This is a genomic window from Clostridium sp. UBA2485 (genome assembly GCF_002341865.1).
GTDB lineage: Bacteria > Bacillota > Clostridia > Clostridiales > Clostridiaceae > Clostridium_J.
This window is the reverse complement of record NZ_DDOV01000094.1, coordinates 1-16,537: the sequence shown is the minus strand read 5'-3', so window position 1 is coordinate 16,537 and position 16,537 is coordinate 1. Positions and strand designations below refer to the sequence as shown.

Here is a 16,537-nt window from a genome sequence, read left to right as displayed (position 1 = left end):
TCATGAAGAACATAATCATGAACATGAGGACTGCGGATGTGGTTGCGGAGAACATGAAGTATTAACAGTTGAATTAGAAGATGAAAATGGAAATACGGTTCTATGTGAAATAGTAGATGGATTTATGTACAATGAAAATGAATATGCCTTAGTTCAAAATCCAGAAGATGGAGCTATATATTTATTTAAAGTTGTAGGAGATGACGAAGTAGGAGAATTAGTTGTTCCAGAAGATGAAGAATATGAAGCAGCTAAAGCTTATTACGAAGAGTTAATTACACAAGAAGATTAATAAATTAAAAAGTCGCTATGTATAAGCGACTTTTTGCTTTTTTGGTGTATAATTATATTACTAGTAATATGTAGAAATATTTACTCAATTTGCTACTTTGTTTAATTGTAGGTAAAAAACGAAGAATGTCAATTATAGATATTTCTTATTACATAAAAATAAAATAAATTCAATTGTATTATTTATTTTTATTATTAATCTTTAATTCAATTTATAATTTCTGGTTAAGAGTAATAATTATAAATTGAATTAAAAGTTATTATGCAAAATTTTTGGTATAATTTATGAGATTGTCATATAATAGATAGGTGATAAAATATATTTTTCAAGGTAGGAGAGAAAGAATGGAAAGACTAGCTATATTTGATATTGACTATACTCTTACAAAAAGAGAAACGTTATTTGAATTATATATGTTTATGTTAAGGAAAAAACCAAAACTAATAAGGTATGCACCACGTAATATATTATCTACCATATTGTATATATTAAAATTAAGAGACGCATCAAAGGCTAAAGAGACCTTTATAAGATTTATTGATGGTATAAAGGAAGATGAAATGCAGCAGATAGTAAAGGATTTTTATGAAGAAAGACTATCTAAAATTCTTTATGATGATGCTATTAATATGATGAGAAAATTAAAAGAAGATGGATGTAAAATATATTTAATTTCCGCTTCAGCAGAGTTTTATTTAAAAGAACTATACAATATAAAAGAAGTAGATAAGATTATTGGCACAAGATTTAAAGTGGAAAATAGTATGCATAGGCCGATAATTGAAGGGAAAAACTGCAAAGGCGAAGAAAAAGTAATTAGGCTTATGGAAGAAATCAAAAAAGATAATATAGAGGTTGATTTTAAAAATTCTTATATGTTTTCCGATTCACTATCGGATTTGCCACTTTTCAATTTAGTAGGAAATGCTTATTTAATCAATTATAAAAAATACCATGATACTATTGAAATGTTAAAATGGAAGTAAAGGAGAAGATAGATGTGAGTGAAGTTATCAATAAATATTTTATATATAATGGAGAAATAAAAGAAGCAGATCAATATGAAAATATAAAACCAACTGGAAGCAAACTATTATATGAGGTAATAAGAATAATAGATGGGAAACCACTATTTTTAAAAGAACATATAGAAAGACTAGAAAATTCCATAGGATTAACTGAGCAAGAAATCACTATTAATAAGGAAGGACTTTCTAAAGATATATTAGAATTAGTAAAAGTAAACAAAGTTTACGAAGGAAATATAAAACTTATATTAGATAAAGAGAATATATATATATTCTTTATTAAGCACAGTTATCCAAGTGAAGAAATGTATAAGGAAGGAGTAAAAACTATACTATACTTTGGGGAAAGAGAAAACCCTAATGCTAAGGTTATTAATAATCAATTTAGAGAAAAGGTAAATAGTGAAATAAAATCTAATAATGCCTATGAAGCAATTTTAGTTGATAGAAATGGTTATATAACAGAGGGAAGTAGATCAAATATTTTCATGATAAAAGATGAAGTAGTTTTAACAGCGCCTCTTAAAGATGTATTGCCAGGAATCACTAGAATGAAAATAATTGAAGCATGTAATGCTTTAATTTTGAAAGTTGAAGAAAAGCCTATAAGCTATAATGAAATAAATACTTTAAAGGGATTATTTATTTCTGGAACTTCACCAAAAGTATTACCTATAAATTCTGTGGGAGATATAGTCATTAAATCACAAGAAGATAAAATAACTAAGAAAATTATGGATAAATTTAATGAAATAATTGCTGAGGATATAATTAAGTTTAAAATTCTTTAAAAAATATAAAGTAGGTAAGAAAAATGACGATAATTAAAATAAAATGTCATTAATTCATTTACCTAAGTGTGTTAAAGGGTAGGAGGATATTTATGGCAAATTTAAATAGCAGCTTAATTAATAAGCAAGGAATGGGACTTATAAAAATTGAAAATGGAAAAGTCGTTGTTATTAATCCTATAGATGGAAATAAACCGGCAAAAATCTTACCTTGTGATGAAGTACAAATAATTGTAGATAGTAGAGAAGTTATTTCTCCTATCGAAGTTTTTGAAGAGAATAATATTGAGATAAGAATTAGAGAAACAGAGGCTAAAAGAGAATTAAATTTATCAGTATCAGAAGATAAAATGGAAGCAAGAATTTCATTAAGGTATGTTCCTAAAGAAGAGTACAAGCTAAAAGATACAGAATTATTAACAGAACTAATACCAGGTATACAATATGTTGGTGTCACTATGCCACCTAAGTATACTGAGCTTCAAATATTAAGTGAACTATCTAATTTAGGAATAATTTATGGAATAGATAATGAAGCGATAAAAAAATGTTGTGAAGAAGAGAACGTTGGAAATTTAATTATTTCTAGAGGTAAGGAACCTACACAACCTGTAGATGACGAAATAGAAATACTTTTTCAATCAGAATTTGATAAAAAATTAGAAGTTGATGAAAAAGGAACTGTAGATTTTAAATCTATTGGAGCTGTAGAAGTAGTTCACAGAGGAGATGTAATAGCAACATTAAAAGAAGGACAAGAAGGAGCTATAGGATTTAATGTTTATAGTCAATTGCAAAGACCTAAGAAACGTAAGGAAAAGAAAATTTTTGCAAGTAATGGATGTAGACTTGAAAATAATTCAATTATAGCTACTATTGATGGAAAGCCACATGTAAAAGGAAATATGTTTTCCGTAGAAAAGGTACATCAAATCAATAAAGATGTAGATATTTCTACAGGTAACATTAAATTCATAGGAGATGTAATAATTTATGGTGATGTTAAAGAAGGAATGACTGTAGAAGCAGGTCATGAGTTAACGGTTAATTCAAACGTGCTTCGTGCTGAGTTAAAAGCAGGAGGAAATATTACAGTTAAGGGTAATATAATATCATCATCCATTATAGTAGGCAGTGAAAGTTTGGATTATTCACTATATATAAATGAACTTGAAAACTTTCAAAATTTACTAGGTAGACTTTATGATACTTTACTTAGAGTAAATCATAAAAAAATGATAACAAATAATATTTCTGATAGAGAGTTAGTAAAGTTTATTGTAGAAAGTAGATTTAAAAATTTCAGAAATGATGTTAAAAAAGTACTAAATGTAATGGAAACACAAGGAGAGGTCTATGATAGTTTGTATGCTATAGTAAAAAATAAGCTGGATAACAGTTATTTTTCTAATATAGTAACTATACATGAAATAAAGCAAATTCAACAAATGGTTACACAAAAGCTAAATAGTGTTAAAGTAGGTGCTATGCACCAATCTAATTTAACTGCTAACTATATACAGGATTCTAAAGTTAGCTCCACAGGTTCCGTTTATATCAATGGAAAAGGAGTTTACAAATCAGAAATAAATGCATTGGATAGTGTTTATTTTGTTGCTGATAGGAGCACTACAAGAGGTGGTATTATAAATGCAGCCGATGAAATAAAATGCAAGATTGTAGGAACTATTGCAGGAGTTTCTACTATTTTAAAGGTAAAGAAAAGTGGACATATCCATGCTGATATTGCTTATTATAATACAAAGTTTATTATAGGTGAGAAGGAATTTTTATTAGAAGAACCTAGTAGGAACATCCATGTTTATTTAGATAATGATAAAGAGTTAGTGGTTGATAAATTTAAATTGTAGAAGGTGAAATTATGAGTAGGGAAATTAAAATGTTAGTTTTTTCTATCGGTGACCAGTTTTATTCCGGAGATATTATGGAGGTAGAAAGAATTTTGACTTATGAAGACCCAACAAAGCTTCCGGATTCTCCAGAGTTTTTAAAAGGAGTTATAAATTACGAAGGAAATATACTTCCAGTTATATCTCTTTCTGATAGATTTCATAAAATATCTAGTGACTCAGAGGAACATTTAAAAATTATTGTCACAAGACAAGATGATAAAAAAATAGGTATCATTGTAGATTCAGTTTCAGAAGTAAAGCCAATAATGGAAGAGCAAATTGAAGATGCCCCAGATATTGCTTCTCAAGTTTCTAAAAGGTATATTAAAGGATTAATAAAAGAAGATGAGAGAATAATTGTGTTCTTAACTCTTGGAAGTATACTATCTGAAGAAGAAAAGCAATTAGTATATTAATGCGGGGTAACTATGGAGTATAAAGAGATAAAAATTGGAATTGGCGATTGCAATATAGCAAAACCACCAGATAGACTAATTACTATAGGCCTTGGTTCATGCATTGGTATAGCCCTATTTGATAAATATTCAAAAGTTGGGGGACTAGCTCATATAATGCTACCNNAATAACTAATGAACTTAAATTTGCAGATTTAGCAATACCTACATTGATAAGCCAAATGAAAAATGCAGGTGCTAAAGAAAAATTTTTAAGAGCAAAAATTGCTGGAGGGGCTTCTATGTTCAATTTCTCTGATAAGAGTATGAATATGGATATAGGAGATAGAAATGCTAAAACAGTAAAAGAAATATTACAAAAGCTAAGTATACCGATAGATAGCGAAGATACTGGGGGCAATAAAGGAAGAACTGTAATTTTCGATACAGTTACAGGAATATTGTATGTGAAAACTATAGGGGAAGGCATAAAAGAGATTTAACTTCACATATCGAGGTGATTTAATGGATAGAAAAATAAGAGTTATGGTGGTAGATGATTCGGCACTTATGCGTAGAATTATTTCTGATATGATAAATGCAGAACCGGATATGGAAGTAATTGATATTGCAAGAAATGGAGAAAATCTATTAAGCAAAATAAATACAACCGTTCCAGATGTAATTACATTAGATGTTGAAATGCCGGTAATGGACGGCATAACCACCTTAAAAAAATTAAAGGAATTAGGAGTATCATCGAAGGTTATAATGTTAAGCAGTTTAACTAAAGCTGGTGCAGAAACTACAATGGAGTGTCTACAAAACGGTGCTTTTGATTTTATTGCTAAGCCATCAGGTTCCATTTCCTTAGATATAAATAAGGTGAGAGAAGATTTAATAGAGAAAATTAGGTCTATTAAAATAAGTAAAGCTACAGTAGAAACTAACAATAAAAAATCTACTTCTTTTATCTCAAGAACAAGGCTTAGAAGTTCAGAAAAAATTAATAAAAAAATAAACTGTGTAGTTATTGGTGCTTCCACAGGAGGACCAAAGGCACTTTATAGTGTAATAACAGCCTTACCTAGTGACTTAGGAGTGCCAGTATTGGTAGTGCAGCATATGCCTATAGGATTTACTAAAGCATTTGCTGAAAGGCTGAATAGGTCAAGTAGTTTAAAAGTGGTAGAGGCAGAGGAAAAAATGCCTATAGAAAAAAATGTAGTATATATAGCAAAGGCTGGCTATCATATGGAAGTTGAGAATAATAGGATTGTACTAAATGAAACTCCAGCAATTTGGGGAGTAAGACCAGCAGTAGATAAATTATTTATTTCTGCATCAAAGGTTTACGGCAATGGTCTATTAAGTGTTGTATTAACAGGAATGGGCAAAGACGGTGCTAATGGCACTGTAGAAGTAAAGAAAAACGGAGGATATACTTTCTCGGAAGACGAATCTACCTGTGTAATTTATGGAATGCCAAAAGCTACCTTTGAAACAAATATGGTTGATGAGGTATTACCACTGCACCATGTATCAAGCAGAATTGTTAGAGCTATTAGAGGAGTTGAAAGAGATTAATGGATTTTAGACCATTAGAGCAATGGGTGCTCAGAGAATTAGGAATTGATTTAACAGCCTATAAGTCAAATCAACTTCAAAGAAGAATATCAAGTCTAATGTCTAGAGTAGGTGTAAATACAATAGAAGAATATATAAGAGTTTTAAAAACAGATTTAACTCAAAGACAAAAATTCATTGATTATTTAACAATAAATGTAACAGAATTTTTCAGAAATCCGGAAATTTTTGATGAATTTGAAAAAGTGATAAAAAAATATTTAGATTATAAAAACCCATTAAAAATATGGAGTGCAGCTTGTTCAATAGGGGCAGAACCGTATTCTTTAGCTATGATGTTAAATGAATCAACACCTAATGTAAATCATAAGATTATAGCAACGGATATAGATAACACCATACTTGATAAGGCAAAAAAAGGAGAATATTCTGAGCAGGAAGTTAAGACTATACCAAAGACATTAATGAATAAATATTTCCAGAAGGAAGGCAATAATTATTTAATAAATAACAATATTAAAAGAATGGTAAGTTTTAAAAGACATGATCTTATATTAGATAACTATGACAGTAATTTTGATGTTATAGTATGTAGAAATGTAGTAATCTACTTTAACCAAGATGTTAAAGATAAAATATATGATAAGTTTAGTAAATCCTTAAAAAAAGGAGGGATACTTTTTGTAGGTGCTACAGAAAGTATATATAACTACAAAGCTTTCGATTTTGAAAAAGTATCTACTTTTATTTATAGGAAGCTTTAAGGAGGAATAGTATGGATACGTCACAATATCTTTCAATGTTTCTAGAAGAATCTATGGACAACCTTCAAACCTTAAATGAAAGTCTTCTTATCCTGGAACAGGAGCCAAATGATAAGGAAAAACTAAATGAAATATTTAGAGTGGCTCATACTATAAAAGGTATGGCAGCAACTATGGGATATAATACCATAGCTGAACTTACTCATAAGATGGAGGATGTACTTTCAAACTTTAGAGAAGGTAAGTTAAATGTTACACCAAAGGTTGTAACAGTATTGTTTAAATGTTTAGATACCTTAGAAAACATGGTTGATAATATTGCAGAGGATAATGAAGAAGAGGTTGATATAGAAGAAATAGTGGAAGCTCTAGAAGGAATTTCTAAAGAGCATGAAACAGTGGAAGAACCACAAATTGCTTCAGTACCTGCTACGGTGGAAGTAGTAAGCACTTTAGAAGAAATCGAACTGAATGAATATGATATTGACGTAATTAAGCAAGCGAAGGATAGGGGATTTAATGCTTATAATATACATGTATCCCTTGATAAAGGAACAGTTTTAAAGTCTGCTAGGGCATTTATAATAATGCAAAATCTGGAGGCTCATGGAGAAATAATTAAATCTGTGCCAGTATTAGAAGATTTAGAAGCAGAAAACTTTGACTCTGATATACAGCTAGTTTATTTAACTAAAAAGTCAATGGAAGAAGTAAATGAAATACTAGGTGGTATTTCAGAAATAAGTAGCGTCAGTATTTATAATGCAGAAGTAGAACATATTAAAAATAATGAAGTGAAAAGTGAAGAAGATCATATTGAGTTTAATGAATATGACATTAGTGTGATTAAACAAGCGAAAGATAGTGGATTTAATGCTTATAATATACATTTAGTATTAGATGAAGGTACAATATTAAAATCTGCTAGAGCTTTTATAATAATTCAAAATTTAGAGGAGCATGGGGAAATAATTAAAGCTATTCCTGTACTAGAAGATTTAGAAACAGAAAACTTTGACCTAGATATACAATTAGCTTATTTAACTAAAAAATCAAAAGAGGAAATAAGGGATGTATTAAATAGCATCTCGGAAATAAGTGAGATTAGAATTTTTAGCATAGAATCAGAAAATATAAAAAACAGTGAGGTTAAATTAGGCTTTAACTCCATAGAAAATAAGGGTATAAAAACTGAAGCTAATTCTAAAAAAATTGCAACTGAATCAAAGGAAATTATAAAGAATAACAAACCTAAGAAAAAAGAAGAGGGGAAAAAACAACCAGTTAAAAGTGGTGAAAAATCTTCTCATGAAAAATCTAATAAAAATAGAACCGTTGGACAATCTGTAAGAGTTGATCTTGAAAGATTAGATAAGTTTATGAACATGGTTTCAGAATTGGTTATTCATAGAACTAGGTTAGAGCAAATAAGTTTAAGCCATAAGATTCCAGATTTAAATGAAACACTGGAACAGGTAGCAAGAAGCACTTCAGATTTGCAAGACTTAGTTATGAAAATTAGAATGCTTCCACTAGATGTGGTATTTAATAGATTTCCAAGGATGATAAGAGATTTGGCACTGGAATTAAACAAAGAAATTGAATTAGAAATACTAGGCCAAGACACTGAACTTGATAGAACAGTTATAGAGGAAATTGGAGAACCACTGATACATCTACTTAGAAATGCAGCAGACCATGGAGTTGAAAGTCCTGAGGAAAGAATAAGTTCAGGTAAAAATCCTCAAGGTAAGATTAAACTTATAGCTTATTCAGAAGGAACAAAGGCTGTAATTAAAGTTGAGGATGATGGAAAAGGTCTTGATGTAGATAAAATTAAGGCAAAGGCTGAAAGAGTAGGAATTAATACTGAAGGTATGAGTGATTTAGATATTAAAAATCTAATCTTTAGTCAGGGCTTTAGTACTAACGAACAGGTTACAGATATATCTGGAAGAGGTGTGGGAATGGATGTTGTTAAAACTAAAATTTCTACTCTAGGTGGAACTGTAGATGCTATCAGCGAACTGGGAAAAGGTACAAGCTTTGTTATAAGATTGCCACTGACACTTCAAATAATTCAAGCACTACTTGTTAAAGTAGGAAGTGAAACAATAGCTATATCCTTAGGATATATAGATAGAGTTATAGAATATAGAGAATCTCTAATTAAAAAGACTAATAATAAAGAGGTCATTATTTATAACGATAATGTAATAAATCTAATAAGGGTAAATGAAAAATTAGGTTTAGAAGAACAAAGTTATGGTAAAAAATATATAGTTATGGTTAAGGTAGGAGAAAAGCAAGTAGGATTACTTGTAGATTCACTACTAGGACAGCAAGAAATAGTAATAAAACCATTTGGGAAGACATTAAAAAGCATGAAAGAGTATATAGGTGCTACAATTTTAGGAGATGGATTAGTAACCTTAATATTAGATGTTGCATCATTAACATAAGGAGGTGCGGTTACTATTGGACTATACAGTATTTAATGAAATTCAATTAGATGCCTTAAGAGAGATTGGTAACATTGGAATAGGTAATGCTGCAACAGCAATGTCACAATTGCTAAACAAAAAAATAGATATTACCTTTCCTACGGTTAATTTAATTCAATATGAGGATATTTTTGAAAAATCTAATGCAGAACAATTTGTTTATGCTGTTATTATTAGAGTTCTCGGGGATGCACCAGGAAACATGCTTTTTATAATTGAAAAGCAGTCACTTTCAAATATCGTAAACACTTTATGCAGTAATTGCGGTGATGAAATAAATGAAATGGGCATTTCAATACTTGGAGAACTTGGAAATATAATTTTTACAACCTATATGAATGCTATTGCAAAAATGACAAATTTATTGCTGGTACCATCTGTACCAGCAGTAACTTCAGACATGATGGGTGCCATATTATCTACAAGCTTTATGGAGTCAGGTCAATATGGTGACTATATATTAGACATTGAAACACAATTTGTACAAGAAAATGAAAAACTTAACGGGCATTTTTATTATATTCCAATGCCTGGTTCACTAGAGAAAATTTTAAAATCGTTAGGTTTAATGGAGGGAAATTTAAATGGCTAGAGTATTAATTGTTGATGACGCCACTTTTATGAGAATGATGATTAAGGATATACTAGAGAAAAATGGATATGAAGTTGTAGGAGAAGCTGGGAATGGGATAAAAGCTGTTGAGCTATATAAAGCTGAAAAACCAGATGTAGTAACAATGGATATAACAATGCCGGACATGGATGGGATAGAAGCAGTAAAAGCTATAAAGGCATTTGATCCAGCAGCAAAAATAGTTATGTGCAGTGCTATGGGACAACAAACCATGGTTATGGATGCAATAAGAGCAGGAGCGAGAGATTTTATAGTTAAGCCTTTCCAAGCGGATAGAGTTTTAGAAGCTATCAATAAGGTAGTTGGATAGGGAGGATTTATAATGCAAGTTGTTATATTTAGGATTGGTGAGGAACAGTTTGCAGTTGAAACCAATAAAGTACAGAGCATTTCTGACATGATGGAGATTACTAAAGTACCAAAATCTCCACAGTATATAAAAGGGTTAATAAATTTAAGAGGAATTATAATAACAGTTTTAGATGTTAATCTTATTTTAGAAATGAAAGAAAGTAATTGTAAGGACCAAAATATTATAATTTTAGATTTGAAAGAAGAAGCAGTAGGAATTACTGTAGATGCTGTAGATGAAGTTTTAGACATTGAAGATAGTCATATAGAAAAAGTTTATAATGAAAAAGAAAAAGTTTATATTAAAGGAGTAATAAATCTAAAAGATAGAATTATTACATTAATCGATTTAGATAAATTAATATTATAAATTTTTTATAATATTTAAGGAATGAGGTAGGGTAATGTCAGAAGTATTATCTCAAAACGAAATAGATGCTCTTTTGAATGCTTTATCTTCTGGAGATTTAGAGCATGATTTTTTAGAGGAAAAAGAAGAAAAAGTTAAGGCTAAACCTTATGATTTTAAAAGACCTCAAAAATTTTCTAAGGATCATATTAGAACCTTAGAGCTTGTTCATGATAACTATAGCAGAATAATTTCAAACTATTTAACTGCACAGCTTAGAAGTAATATTAAGGTAAAAGTGGAAAGTGTTCAACAAATAACCTATGAGGAATTTATACATTCTATTCCAAACCCTACGGTGTTAACACTTTTTAGAATGCCACCTTTTAGCGGACAAATACTACTTGAAACTAATGCAGAATTTGTATTGAGAATTTATGATGTTTTAGCTGGAGGTTCAGGAAGCAAGAAACCTATGCTAAAAGAACTTACAGAAATTGAGAAAAATTTGATAAAGACGTTAAATTCAGGATTAATCTCTAACTTAAGATTAGCTTGGGAAGACGTTTTAGAGGTTGAGCCAGAAATTGAAAATATAGAAACAAATCCAGCTCTGAATCAAACACTAGCACCAAATGAGCCAGTGGCTCTTATTACTTTCACAATTGAAATGTTTAATACCAATGTTTTTATGAATATTTGTATTCCATTTTTAAGTTTGGAAAAGGTGCTTGATAAACTAGTAATTCAATACTGGTTTAGAGAAGATGATGAAACATTAGTTAAAGAGTCAAGAGAAAAATTACAAAAAAGATTAAAGGTAGTTGATGTTGACCTAAAAGCAGTATTAGGTAAAGCGGAAATTACAGTTAAAGATTTCTTAGAATTAAATGTTGGAGATGTTATAACCTTAAATAGTAATATCGAAGAACCTATTGGGGTTTATGTAGAAGAACAGTTAACCTATAGTGGTAAGCCAGGATTATATGGTAAAAATAGGGCAGTTCAGATATTAGACTTTACAGATAAGGATGTGGAAGAAGATGAATAACGGATTTCTGTCCCAGGAAGAAATAGACTCACTATTAAATGGTGGAGAAACTCCAAAAACAACCAGTGACAAAAATGTTTTTAGCGATATTGAAAAAGACTTACTTGGAGAAGTGGGAAATATATCAATGGGATCTGCAGCTACAGCACTTTCCACCATTATTGGAAAAAAAGTAAATATTACCACTCCAACTATAAAGGTAAGTACTTTAAATGAAATAAAAAAGGGCTTTGAAACTCCTAATGTAATTTTAGATGTTAAGTTTACCAGTGGAATAGCTGGCGGAAACCTGTTAATAATGAAGGTAAACGATGCAGCAGTAATTGCAAACCTAATGATGGGTGGAGATGGAAAGGTAGAAAAAGCCTTGGAACTTTCAGAAATAGAAATAAGTGCTGTTTCAGAAGCGATGAATCAAATGATAGGTTCTGCTGCTACTTCAATGGCAACTATGTTTAGAAGAGAAGTTAATATTTCTCCTCCAGTTTCAAGTGTTTGCGATGAAAATACAACACCTATTGCTGAAGATATAGGCGATGAAGAAAATGTAGCATTTATATCTTTTAGAATGACAATAGAAGACTTAATAGATAGTAACATAATGCAAGTATTACCACTTGTTACAGCACAAAAAATAGTTAGCATAATGATGGGAACCGATGAAGAACCAGCTACAGCTGATTCACAACCAACAATGAGCTCTGGAGCAGGAGCACCAGCTCAAAATTATGAATCATCAATGGGGGAAAGCAAAGACATGGGTTACAATGAAAACTATAATGTTCAATACGATCATAAGCCTATTGAAAGCTATAAAGAGCCAGTTCAAGTAAGAGAGGCAACTTTTACTCAGTTACCAGAAAATCAAAATCATATTATGCCTAAAAATATTGATTTAATTCTGGATGTACCTCTTGAAGTATCAGTAGTTCTTGGTAGAACGAAAAAGAATGTTAGAGACATATTAAATTTGGGAACAGGGTCTTTAATTGAANNAATAATGAAGAATGAAGAATTACGGTGAAAAAAGCTATGCTTTTTAATTGATTTTTAATAAAAACCAAAGGTTTTTATTAGATTTTAAAAGTAAGGAGTTACTTTTAAATAAATCAATTTTAAACTTCTCAGTTAATGCTGAGAAGTTTCCTAAAATTCTTCATTCTTCATTTTTCATTTTTCATAACTTATAATTAGTATTTATATATGCAAATTATGTAAGTTATTTTTTAAAAGATATATTAATAAAGCAAAATGGTGAAAAATGGCGATAAAATCAAGAGATTACTGTAAAAAAGAATTTAATTAAATATAAACTTTTTATACATAATGACGATATAAAACATATAAGCAATTACTTTTATTATTAAGGTAGGAGTGTAGAAATGAAAATAAATAATACATCAAATATTATAGCTATTAGTTCATACAAAGCTAATAAAGCAAAGCAAGAGAAGATACAAGAGATGAAGCATAAAGATAGTTGTGAGATATCTACTTTAGGTAAAACTTTAAATAGCTTTTCCAATGAAGAATTTTCTGGAGTTTCTACAGAAAAAATAGAAAATATTAGAGAAAGAATATCACAGGGAACTTATAAAGTAGATAGTAAACTAGTAGCTGAAAAACTTATAGAGCATATGAAAGGAAGAGAATATTAGCTATGGTTCAAAGGCTAAAGGAAACTTTATTAAATCAAATAGATAGTATTAAAAATTTACTACAATTATTAGAAGAACAACATGAATATATTATTGCTAATGATGTATTCCAGTTGGAAGGAATAATTCCTAAGTTAAAAGAAGCCAATAGGAATATTGCTGTAGTTGAAAGTGAGAGAAGACAATTAGTAGGAAATAAACCTATGAATGTAATCATTAATGAATCAAGTGATAGAGAACTTGAAAAATGTTATAACAAATGCATCATGACTTTAGAATCAGCAAGAACACAAAAAGAAAGTAATGAGATGCTTATAAAGCAATATTTAGGCTTTACAAATTCAATGTTAAGCATGATAAAGCCTAGAGAAAACATTAACGTATACAATTCCTATGGAAAAATTAGAAAATAATGAGGTGAAAAAATGTCAGGACTATTTGGAACTTTAAATACATCGAAGGGAGCTATGTTTGCACAACAAACTTCCATAAATGTAACAAGCCATAACATCGCCAATGCTGGTACTGCTGGTTTTTCAAGACAACAAGCAAGATTGGTTACATCAAGGCCAATAACCTTAACTGGTCCAGGACAAATTGGAACAGGGGTAACTGTTGCAGCTATAGAAAGAACTAGAGATAGTTTTTTAGATTTTCAAATAAGAAGAGCAACTAGTAATAAAAGCATGGAAGAAATGAGAGGAAAATATTTATCAGAAATTGAAAATATATACAATGAGCCAGGAGATACAGGGATATCAAAGTTATTATCCGAATTTTTTGATGCTTGGCAAACTCTATCTAAACATCCTAGAAATTCAGAAGCTAGAACAGTAGTAGCACAGAAGGCAAAGATGTTAGCTGAGGAGTTAAATCATGTTCATAAGCAGCTTAATGATGTTAAGACTAATACTCAAAAGGAAATACAACATTCTGTATTTGAAGTAAACAGTTTAATTGATCAACTTAATGCAGTAAATAAACAAATTATAACCATTACTGTATCAGGAAATAATCCCAATGACCTTTTAGACACTAGAGATTTACTGTTAGATCAACTTAGTACTAAATTTGGAATATCTACTAGTAATAAAAAATTAAATGGAATGACCTTAAAGCCAGAAGGCTATGATGTGGATTTATTAAGGAACATAGACTCAGAAGAAATTCATAAGTTTGCATATGTAAGTGATATAAAAGAAACTGCAGCTTCTGGTGAATACACTGTAACTTATTACAAAAATGGAGACACAACAAATCCTGATAATGCAGTAACAGTCACAATGAAATTGTCAGAAGAAGAGTACAAATCTCTAAATGAAGGCAGAGTACTGATAACTAATGAAGATGGAAATTTAGTGGGTAATGATGGAAATGAAGTAAATTTAACAGGAACAATAGAATACAAAGATATTAGTAATTTAGTTTTTAAACCAAAAACAGGTGGAATTAGTGGATTTCAAGGTATTCAACAGGATACAGAGGACTATATAGCTCAACTAGATACTCTAGCTAAAACTATAGCATTATCTATAAATGCCATTCATGGAGATATGGATGATGTTGATAAACAAATAAATTTCTTTTGTATAAAGAATATTGATGGAACTATTACTGATAAGAAGGCTATAGATGGTTCAGGAAAAGGAATAACTGCTGGAAACATTGCTATAAATGATGACATATTAAATAATGTAATGCTTATAAATACAGGAATTGATAGCAAAGCAGGTGCTGATGATAATAAAAGAGCACTTATTATAGCAGGGCTTAGAGATATGGCGTTTCAAATTCAAAAGGTAAACGCTAATACAACTTTGGCAGATTTTAAAAAAGATAATAAATTTGGAGATGCTGAAGTTGACGGAGTACTTACATTTATAAATGATCCTTCGGGAATGAAAATAGAAGGATATTTTATTAATAGTACAAATAAGCTTGGAGTTCAAAATCAAGATGCAAAGAGAAAAGTTGCAAATGAAAATGTATTATTATCAGGTTTGATTGCTTCTAGAAATTCTGTATCTGGAGTAAATAGAGATGAAGAGATGATAAACTTAATTCAATTCCAACATTCCTTCCAAGCTAATGCTAAAATGATATCCACTGTAGACCAATTATTAGATGTGGTTATAAATGGATTGAAGAGATAATGAGGTGAAGTAATGAGAATAACTGATAGAATGTTATCTGATAGTTTTTTAAATGATATGTACGTAAATCTTAATAATATGAAAAAGATTCAAGAACAAAGAACTTCGGGAAAGGCATTTAGAAGACCTTCCGACGATCCTTTTGGTGTATCACGTTCCATGCAAATGTATGGACAGATTTATGCTAATAAACAATATAATTCTAACATTAAAGATACAATAAATTGGTTAGATACTACAGACACAGCACTAAATCAAGCAACTAAAGCTCTTGATAGAGTAAGAGAACTTATGGTTGCTGCTGGAGATGCTGCCTATGGAAGTGGAGAACTCAGAGCAATAAAAGATGAAATAAATGAAAAAATATCTGAGCTTTCTCAAATAATGAATACTTCCTTTGATGGAAAATATATCTTTGGAGGTACTAGAGGGGATAAAAAGCCTATAGAATCAGAAGTTGATGCTAATGGAAATACACAATTAAAATTAACCAATAAGGATGATAATGAACTTAAGCAAATTGGTGAAAAACTTAAAGTGGAGATATCTCAAGGAGTAATTATAGAATACAATGTAAGTGCTACGGAAATTTTTAACTTTAAGCATAATTATACTGATGATGCAGGAGATGAACAGGTTGAAGCATCAGATTTAAAAAAATTTTTTGATGATATTACAAAGCATTTGGATAGTAAAGATGATTTAAGTAAAGTTTTTAATGAAGATTTAGCTAAAATGGATAGTGCTATAAGTAATTTCATAACAGTACGTTCTAAAGTCGGAACTCTACAAAATCGTATGGAAAGTGCTCAAGATTTAAATAAGGAGCAAAATATGAATTTAACTGAAATATTATCTCATAATGAAGATGTTGATGTTGTAGAAAAGTCTATAGAATATGCTACAATGCTTACTGTATATATGTCAGCACTGCAAACCAGTGCACAAATATTACAACCATCACTTATTGATTATTTAAGATAGTTAGACAATGGACGATGGAGAATTGTGGATGAAATTAATTCTAGCGAATTAATTTCCTTTAATAGATTTTTAACTAGCAATTT

Annotated in this window: 17 protein-coding genes and 1 pseudogene; all 18 read left to right on the top strand. The window is 30.0% G+C overall.

The genetic code is table 11. The annotated features are described in order from the left end of the window. Positions 1–292: DUF1292 domain-containing protein (locus tag B3603_RS18745; protein WP_291567758.1), on the top strand; the 292-nt coding region annotated here is incomplete at its 5' end. 344 nt (positions 293–636) lie between these two features. Then, positions 637–1,278 (top strand): HAD-IB family hydrolase, encoded by a 642-nt coding sequence (locus tag B3603_RS18740; RefSeq protein WP_291567757.1) that lies wholly within the window; start codon positions 637–639, stop codon positions 1,276–1,278. Between the two features lie 14 nt (positions 1,279–1,292). Further along, positions 1,293–2,111 carry an aminotransferase class IV gene (locus tag B3603_RS18735; RefSeq protein WP_291567755.1) on the top strand — a complete coding sequence of 273 codons (819 nt, stop codon included), beginning with the start codon at positions 1,293–1,295 and terminating at the stop codon, positions 2,109–2,111. 92 nt (positions 2,112–2,203) lie between these two features. Continuing rightward, on the top strand, positions 2,204–3,982 hold the full coding sequence (locus B3603_RS18730; RefSeq protein WP_291567753.1) for a DUF342 domain-containing protein: 1,779 nt from the start codon (positions 2,204–2,206) through the stop codon (positions 3,980–3,982). A gap of 8 nt (positions 3,983–3,990) precedes the next feature. After that, complete coding sequence (locus B3603_RS18725) at positions 3,991–4,440, top strand: chemotaxis protein CheW (protein ID WP_291567760.1); 450 nt, start codon at positions 3,991–3,993, stop codon at positions 4,438–4,440. Between the two features lie 12 nt (positions 4,441–4,452). Continuing rightward, positions 4,453–4,922 (top strand): annotated as a pseudogene (locus B3603_RS18720) (chemotaxis protein CheD). Between the two features lie 22 nt (positions 4,923–4,944). Next, complete coding sequence (locus B3603_RS18715; protein ID WP_291567751.1) at positions 4,945–6,006, top strand: protein-glutamate methylesterase/protein-glutamine glutaminase; 1,062 nt, start codon at positions 4,945–4,947, stop codon at positions 6,004–6,006. Beyond that, complete coding sequence (locus tag B3603_RS18710; protein WP_291567749.1) at positions 6,006–6,770, top strand: CheR family methyltransferase; 765 nt, start codon at positions 6,006–6,008, stop codon at positions 6,768–6,770. The genes B3603_RS18715 and B3603_RS18710 overlap by 1 nt, the downstream gene beginning before the upstream one ends. An 11-nt stretch (positions 6,771–6,781) precedes the next feature. Continuing rightward, on the top strand, positions 6,782–9,232 hold the full coding sequence (locus B3603_RS18705; protein WP_291567747.1) for a chemotaxis protein CheA: 2,451 nt from the start codon (positions 6,782–6,784) through the stop codon (positions 9,230–9,232). Between the two features lie 16 nt (positions 9,233–9,248). Continuing rightward, the gene (locus B3603_RS18700) at positions 9,249–9,866 is read left to right on the top strand and encodes a chemotaxis protein CheC (protein ID WP_291567745.1); all 618 of its coding nucleotides are present in this window, start codon (positions 9,249–9,251) and stop codon (positions 9,864–9,866) included. Beyond that, the gene (locus B3603_RS18695) at positions 9,859–10,218 is read left to right on the top strand and encodes a response regulator (protein ID WP_039632460.1); all 360 of its coding nucleotides are present in this window, start codon (positions 9,859–9,861) and stop codon (positions 10,216–10,218) included. Before B3603_RS18700 ends, B3603_RS18695 begins: the two co-directional genes overlap by 8 nt. A 12-nt stretch (positions 10,219–10,230) precedes the next feature. Beyond that, entirely contained in the window at positions 10,231–10,629 is a 399-nt protein-coding gene (locus B3603_RS18690) for a chemotaxis protein CheW (RefSeq protein WP_291567742.1), read from the top strand. Between the two features lie 34 nt (positions 10,630–10,663). Further along, the gene (gene fliM / locus B3603_RS18685) at positions 10,664–11,659 is read left to right on the top strand and encodes a flagellar motor switch protein FliM (RefSeq protein WP_291567740.1); all 996 of its coding nucleotides are present in this window, start codon (positions 10,664–10,666) and stop codon (positions 11,657–11,659) included. Beyond that, on the top strand, positions 11,652–12,683 hold the full coding sequence (gene fliY, locus B3603_RS18680; RefSeq protein ID WP_291567738.1) for a flagellar motor switch phosphatase FliY: 1,032 nt from the start codon (positions 11,652–11,654) through the stop codon (positions 12,681–12,683). Before fliM ends, fliY begins: the two co-directional genes overlap by 8 nt. A 358-nt stretch (positions 12,684–13,041) precedes the next feature. After that, on the top strand, positions 13,042–13,317 hold the full coding sequence (gene flgM / locus B3603_RS18675; protein ID WP_291567736.1) for a flagellar biosynthesis anti-sigma factor FlgM: 276 nt from the start codon (positions 13,042–13,044) through the stop codon (positions 13,315–13,317). A 2-nt stretch (positions 13,318–13,319) separates the two neighbouring features. Next, a complete protein-coding gene (locus tag B3603_RS18670; RefSeq protein WP_291567734.1) occupies positions 13,320–13,730 on the top strand; it encodes a flagellar protein FlgN in 411 nt (136 codons plus the stop codon). Between the two features lie 12 nt (positions 13,731–13,742). Beyond that, complete coding sequence (gene flgK, locus B3603_RS18665) at positions 13,743–15,470, top strand: flagellar hook-associated protein FlgK (RefSeq protein WP_291567732.1); 1,728 nt, start codon at positions 13,743–13,745, stop codon at positions 15,468–15,470. Positions 15,471–15,482: 12 nt separating this feature from the next. Beyond that, the gene (gene flgL / locus B3603_RS18660) at positions 15,483–16,454 is read left to right on the top strand and encodes a flagellar hook-associated protein FlgL (RefSeq protein WP_291567730.1); all 972 of its coding nucleotides are present in this window, start codon (positions 15,483–15,485) and stop codon (positions 16,452–16,454) included. The last annotated feature ends 83 nt before the right edge of the window (positions 16,455–16,537 follow it).

Excerpts from the sequence above, each read along its gene's own strand:
- B3603_RS18740 (WP_291567757.1), top strand. The coding sequence starts at position 637 with ATGGAAAGACTAGCTATATTTGATATTGACTATACTCTTACAAAAAGA.
- B3603_RS18730 (WP_291567753.1), top strand. The coding sequence starts at position 2,204 with ATGGCAAATTTAAATAGCAGCTTAATTAATAAGCAAGGAATGGGACTT.
- B3603_RS18715 (WP_291567751.1), top strand. The coding sequence starts at position 4,945 with ATGGATAGAAAAATAAGAGTTATGGTGGTAGATGATTCGGCACTTATG.
- B3603_RS18710 (WP_291567749.1), top strand. The coding sequence starts at position 6,006 with ATGGATTTTAGACCATTAGAGCAATGGGTGCTCAGAGAATTAGGAATT.
- B3603_RS18705 (WP_291567747.1), top strand. The coding sequence starts at position 6,782 with ATGGATACGTCACAATATCTTTCAATGTTTCTAGAAGAATCTATGGAC.
- B3603_RS18695 (WP_039632460.1), top strand. The coding sequence starts at position 9,859 with ATGGCTAGAGTATTAATTGTTGATGACGCCACTTTTATGAGAATGATG.
- B3603_RS18690 (WP_291567742.1), top strand. The coding sequence starts at position 10,231 with ATGCAAGTTGTTATATTTAGGATTGGTGAGGAACAGTTTGCAGTTGAA.
- fliM (WP_291567740.1), top strand. The coding sequence starts at position 10,664 with ATGTCAGAAGTATTATCTCAAAACGAAATAGATGCTCTTTTGAATGCT.
- flgM (WP_291567736.1), top strand. The coding sequence starts at position 13,042 with ATGAAAATAAATAATACATCAAATATTATAGCTATTAGTTCATACAAA.
- B3603_RS18670 (WP_291567734.1), top strand. The coding sequence starts at position 13,320 with ATGGTTCAAAGGCTAAAGGAAACTTTATTAAATCAAATAGATAGTATT.
- flgK (WP_291567732.1), top strand. The coding sequence starts at position 13,743 with ATGTCAGGACTATTTGGAACTTTAAATACATCGAAGGGAGCTATGTTT.
- flgL (WP_291567730.1), top strand. The coding sequence starts at position 15,483 with ATGAGAATAACTGATAGAATGTTATCTGATAGTTTTTTAAATGATATG.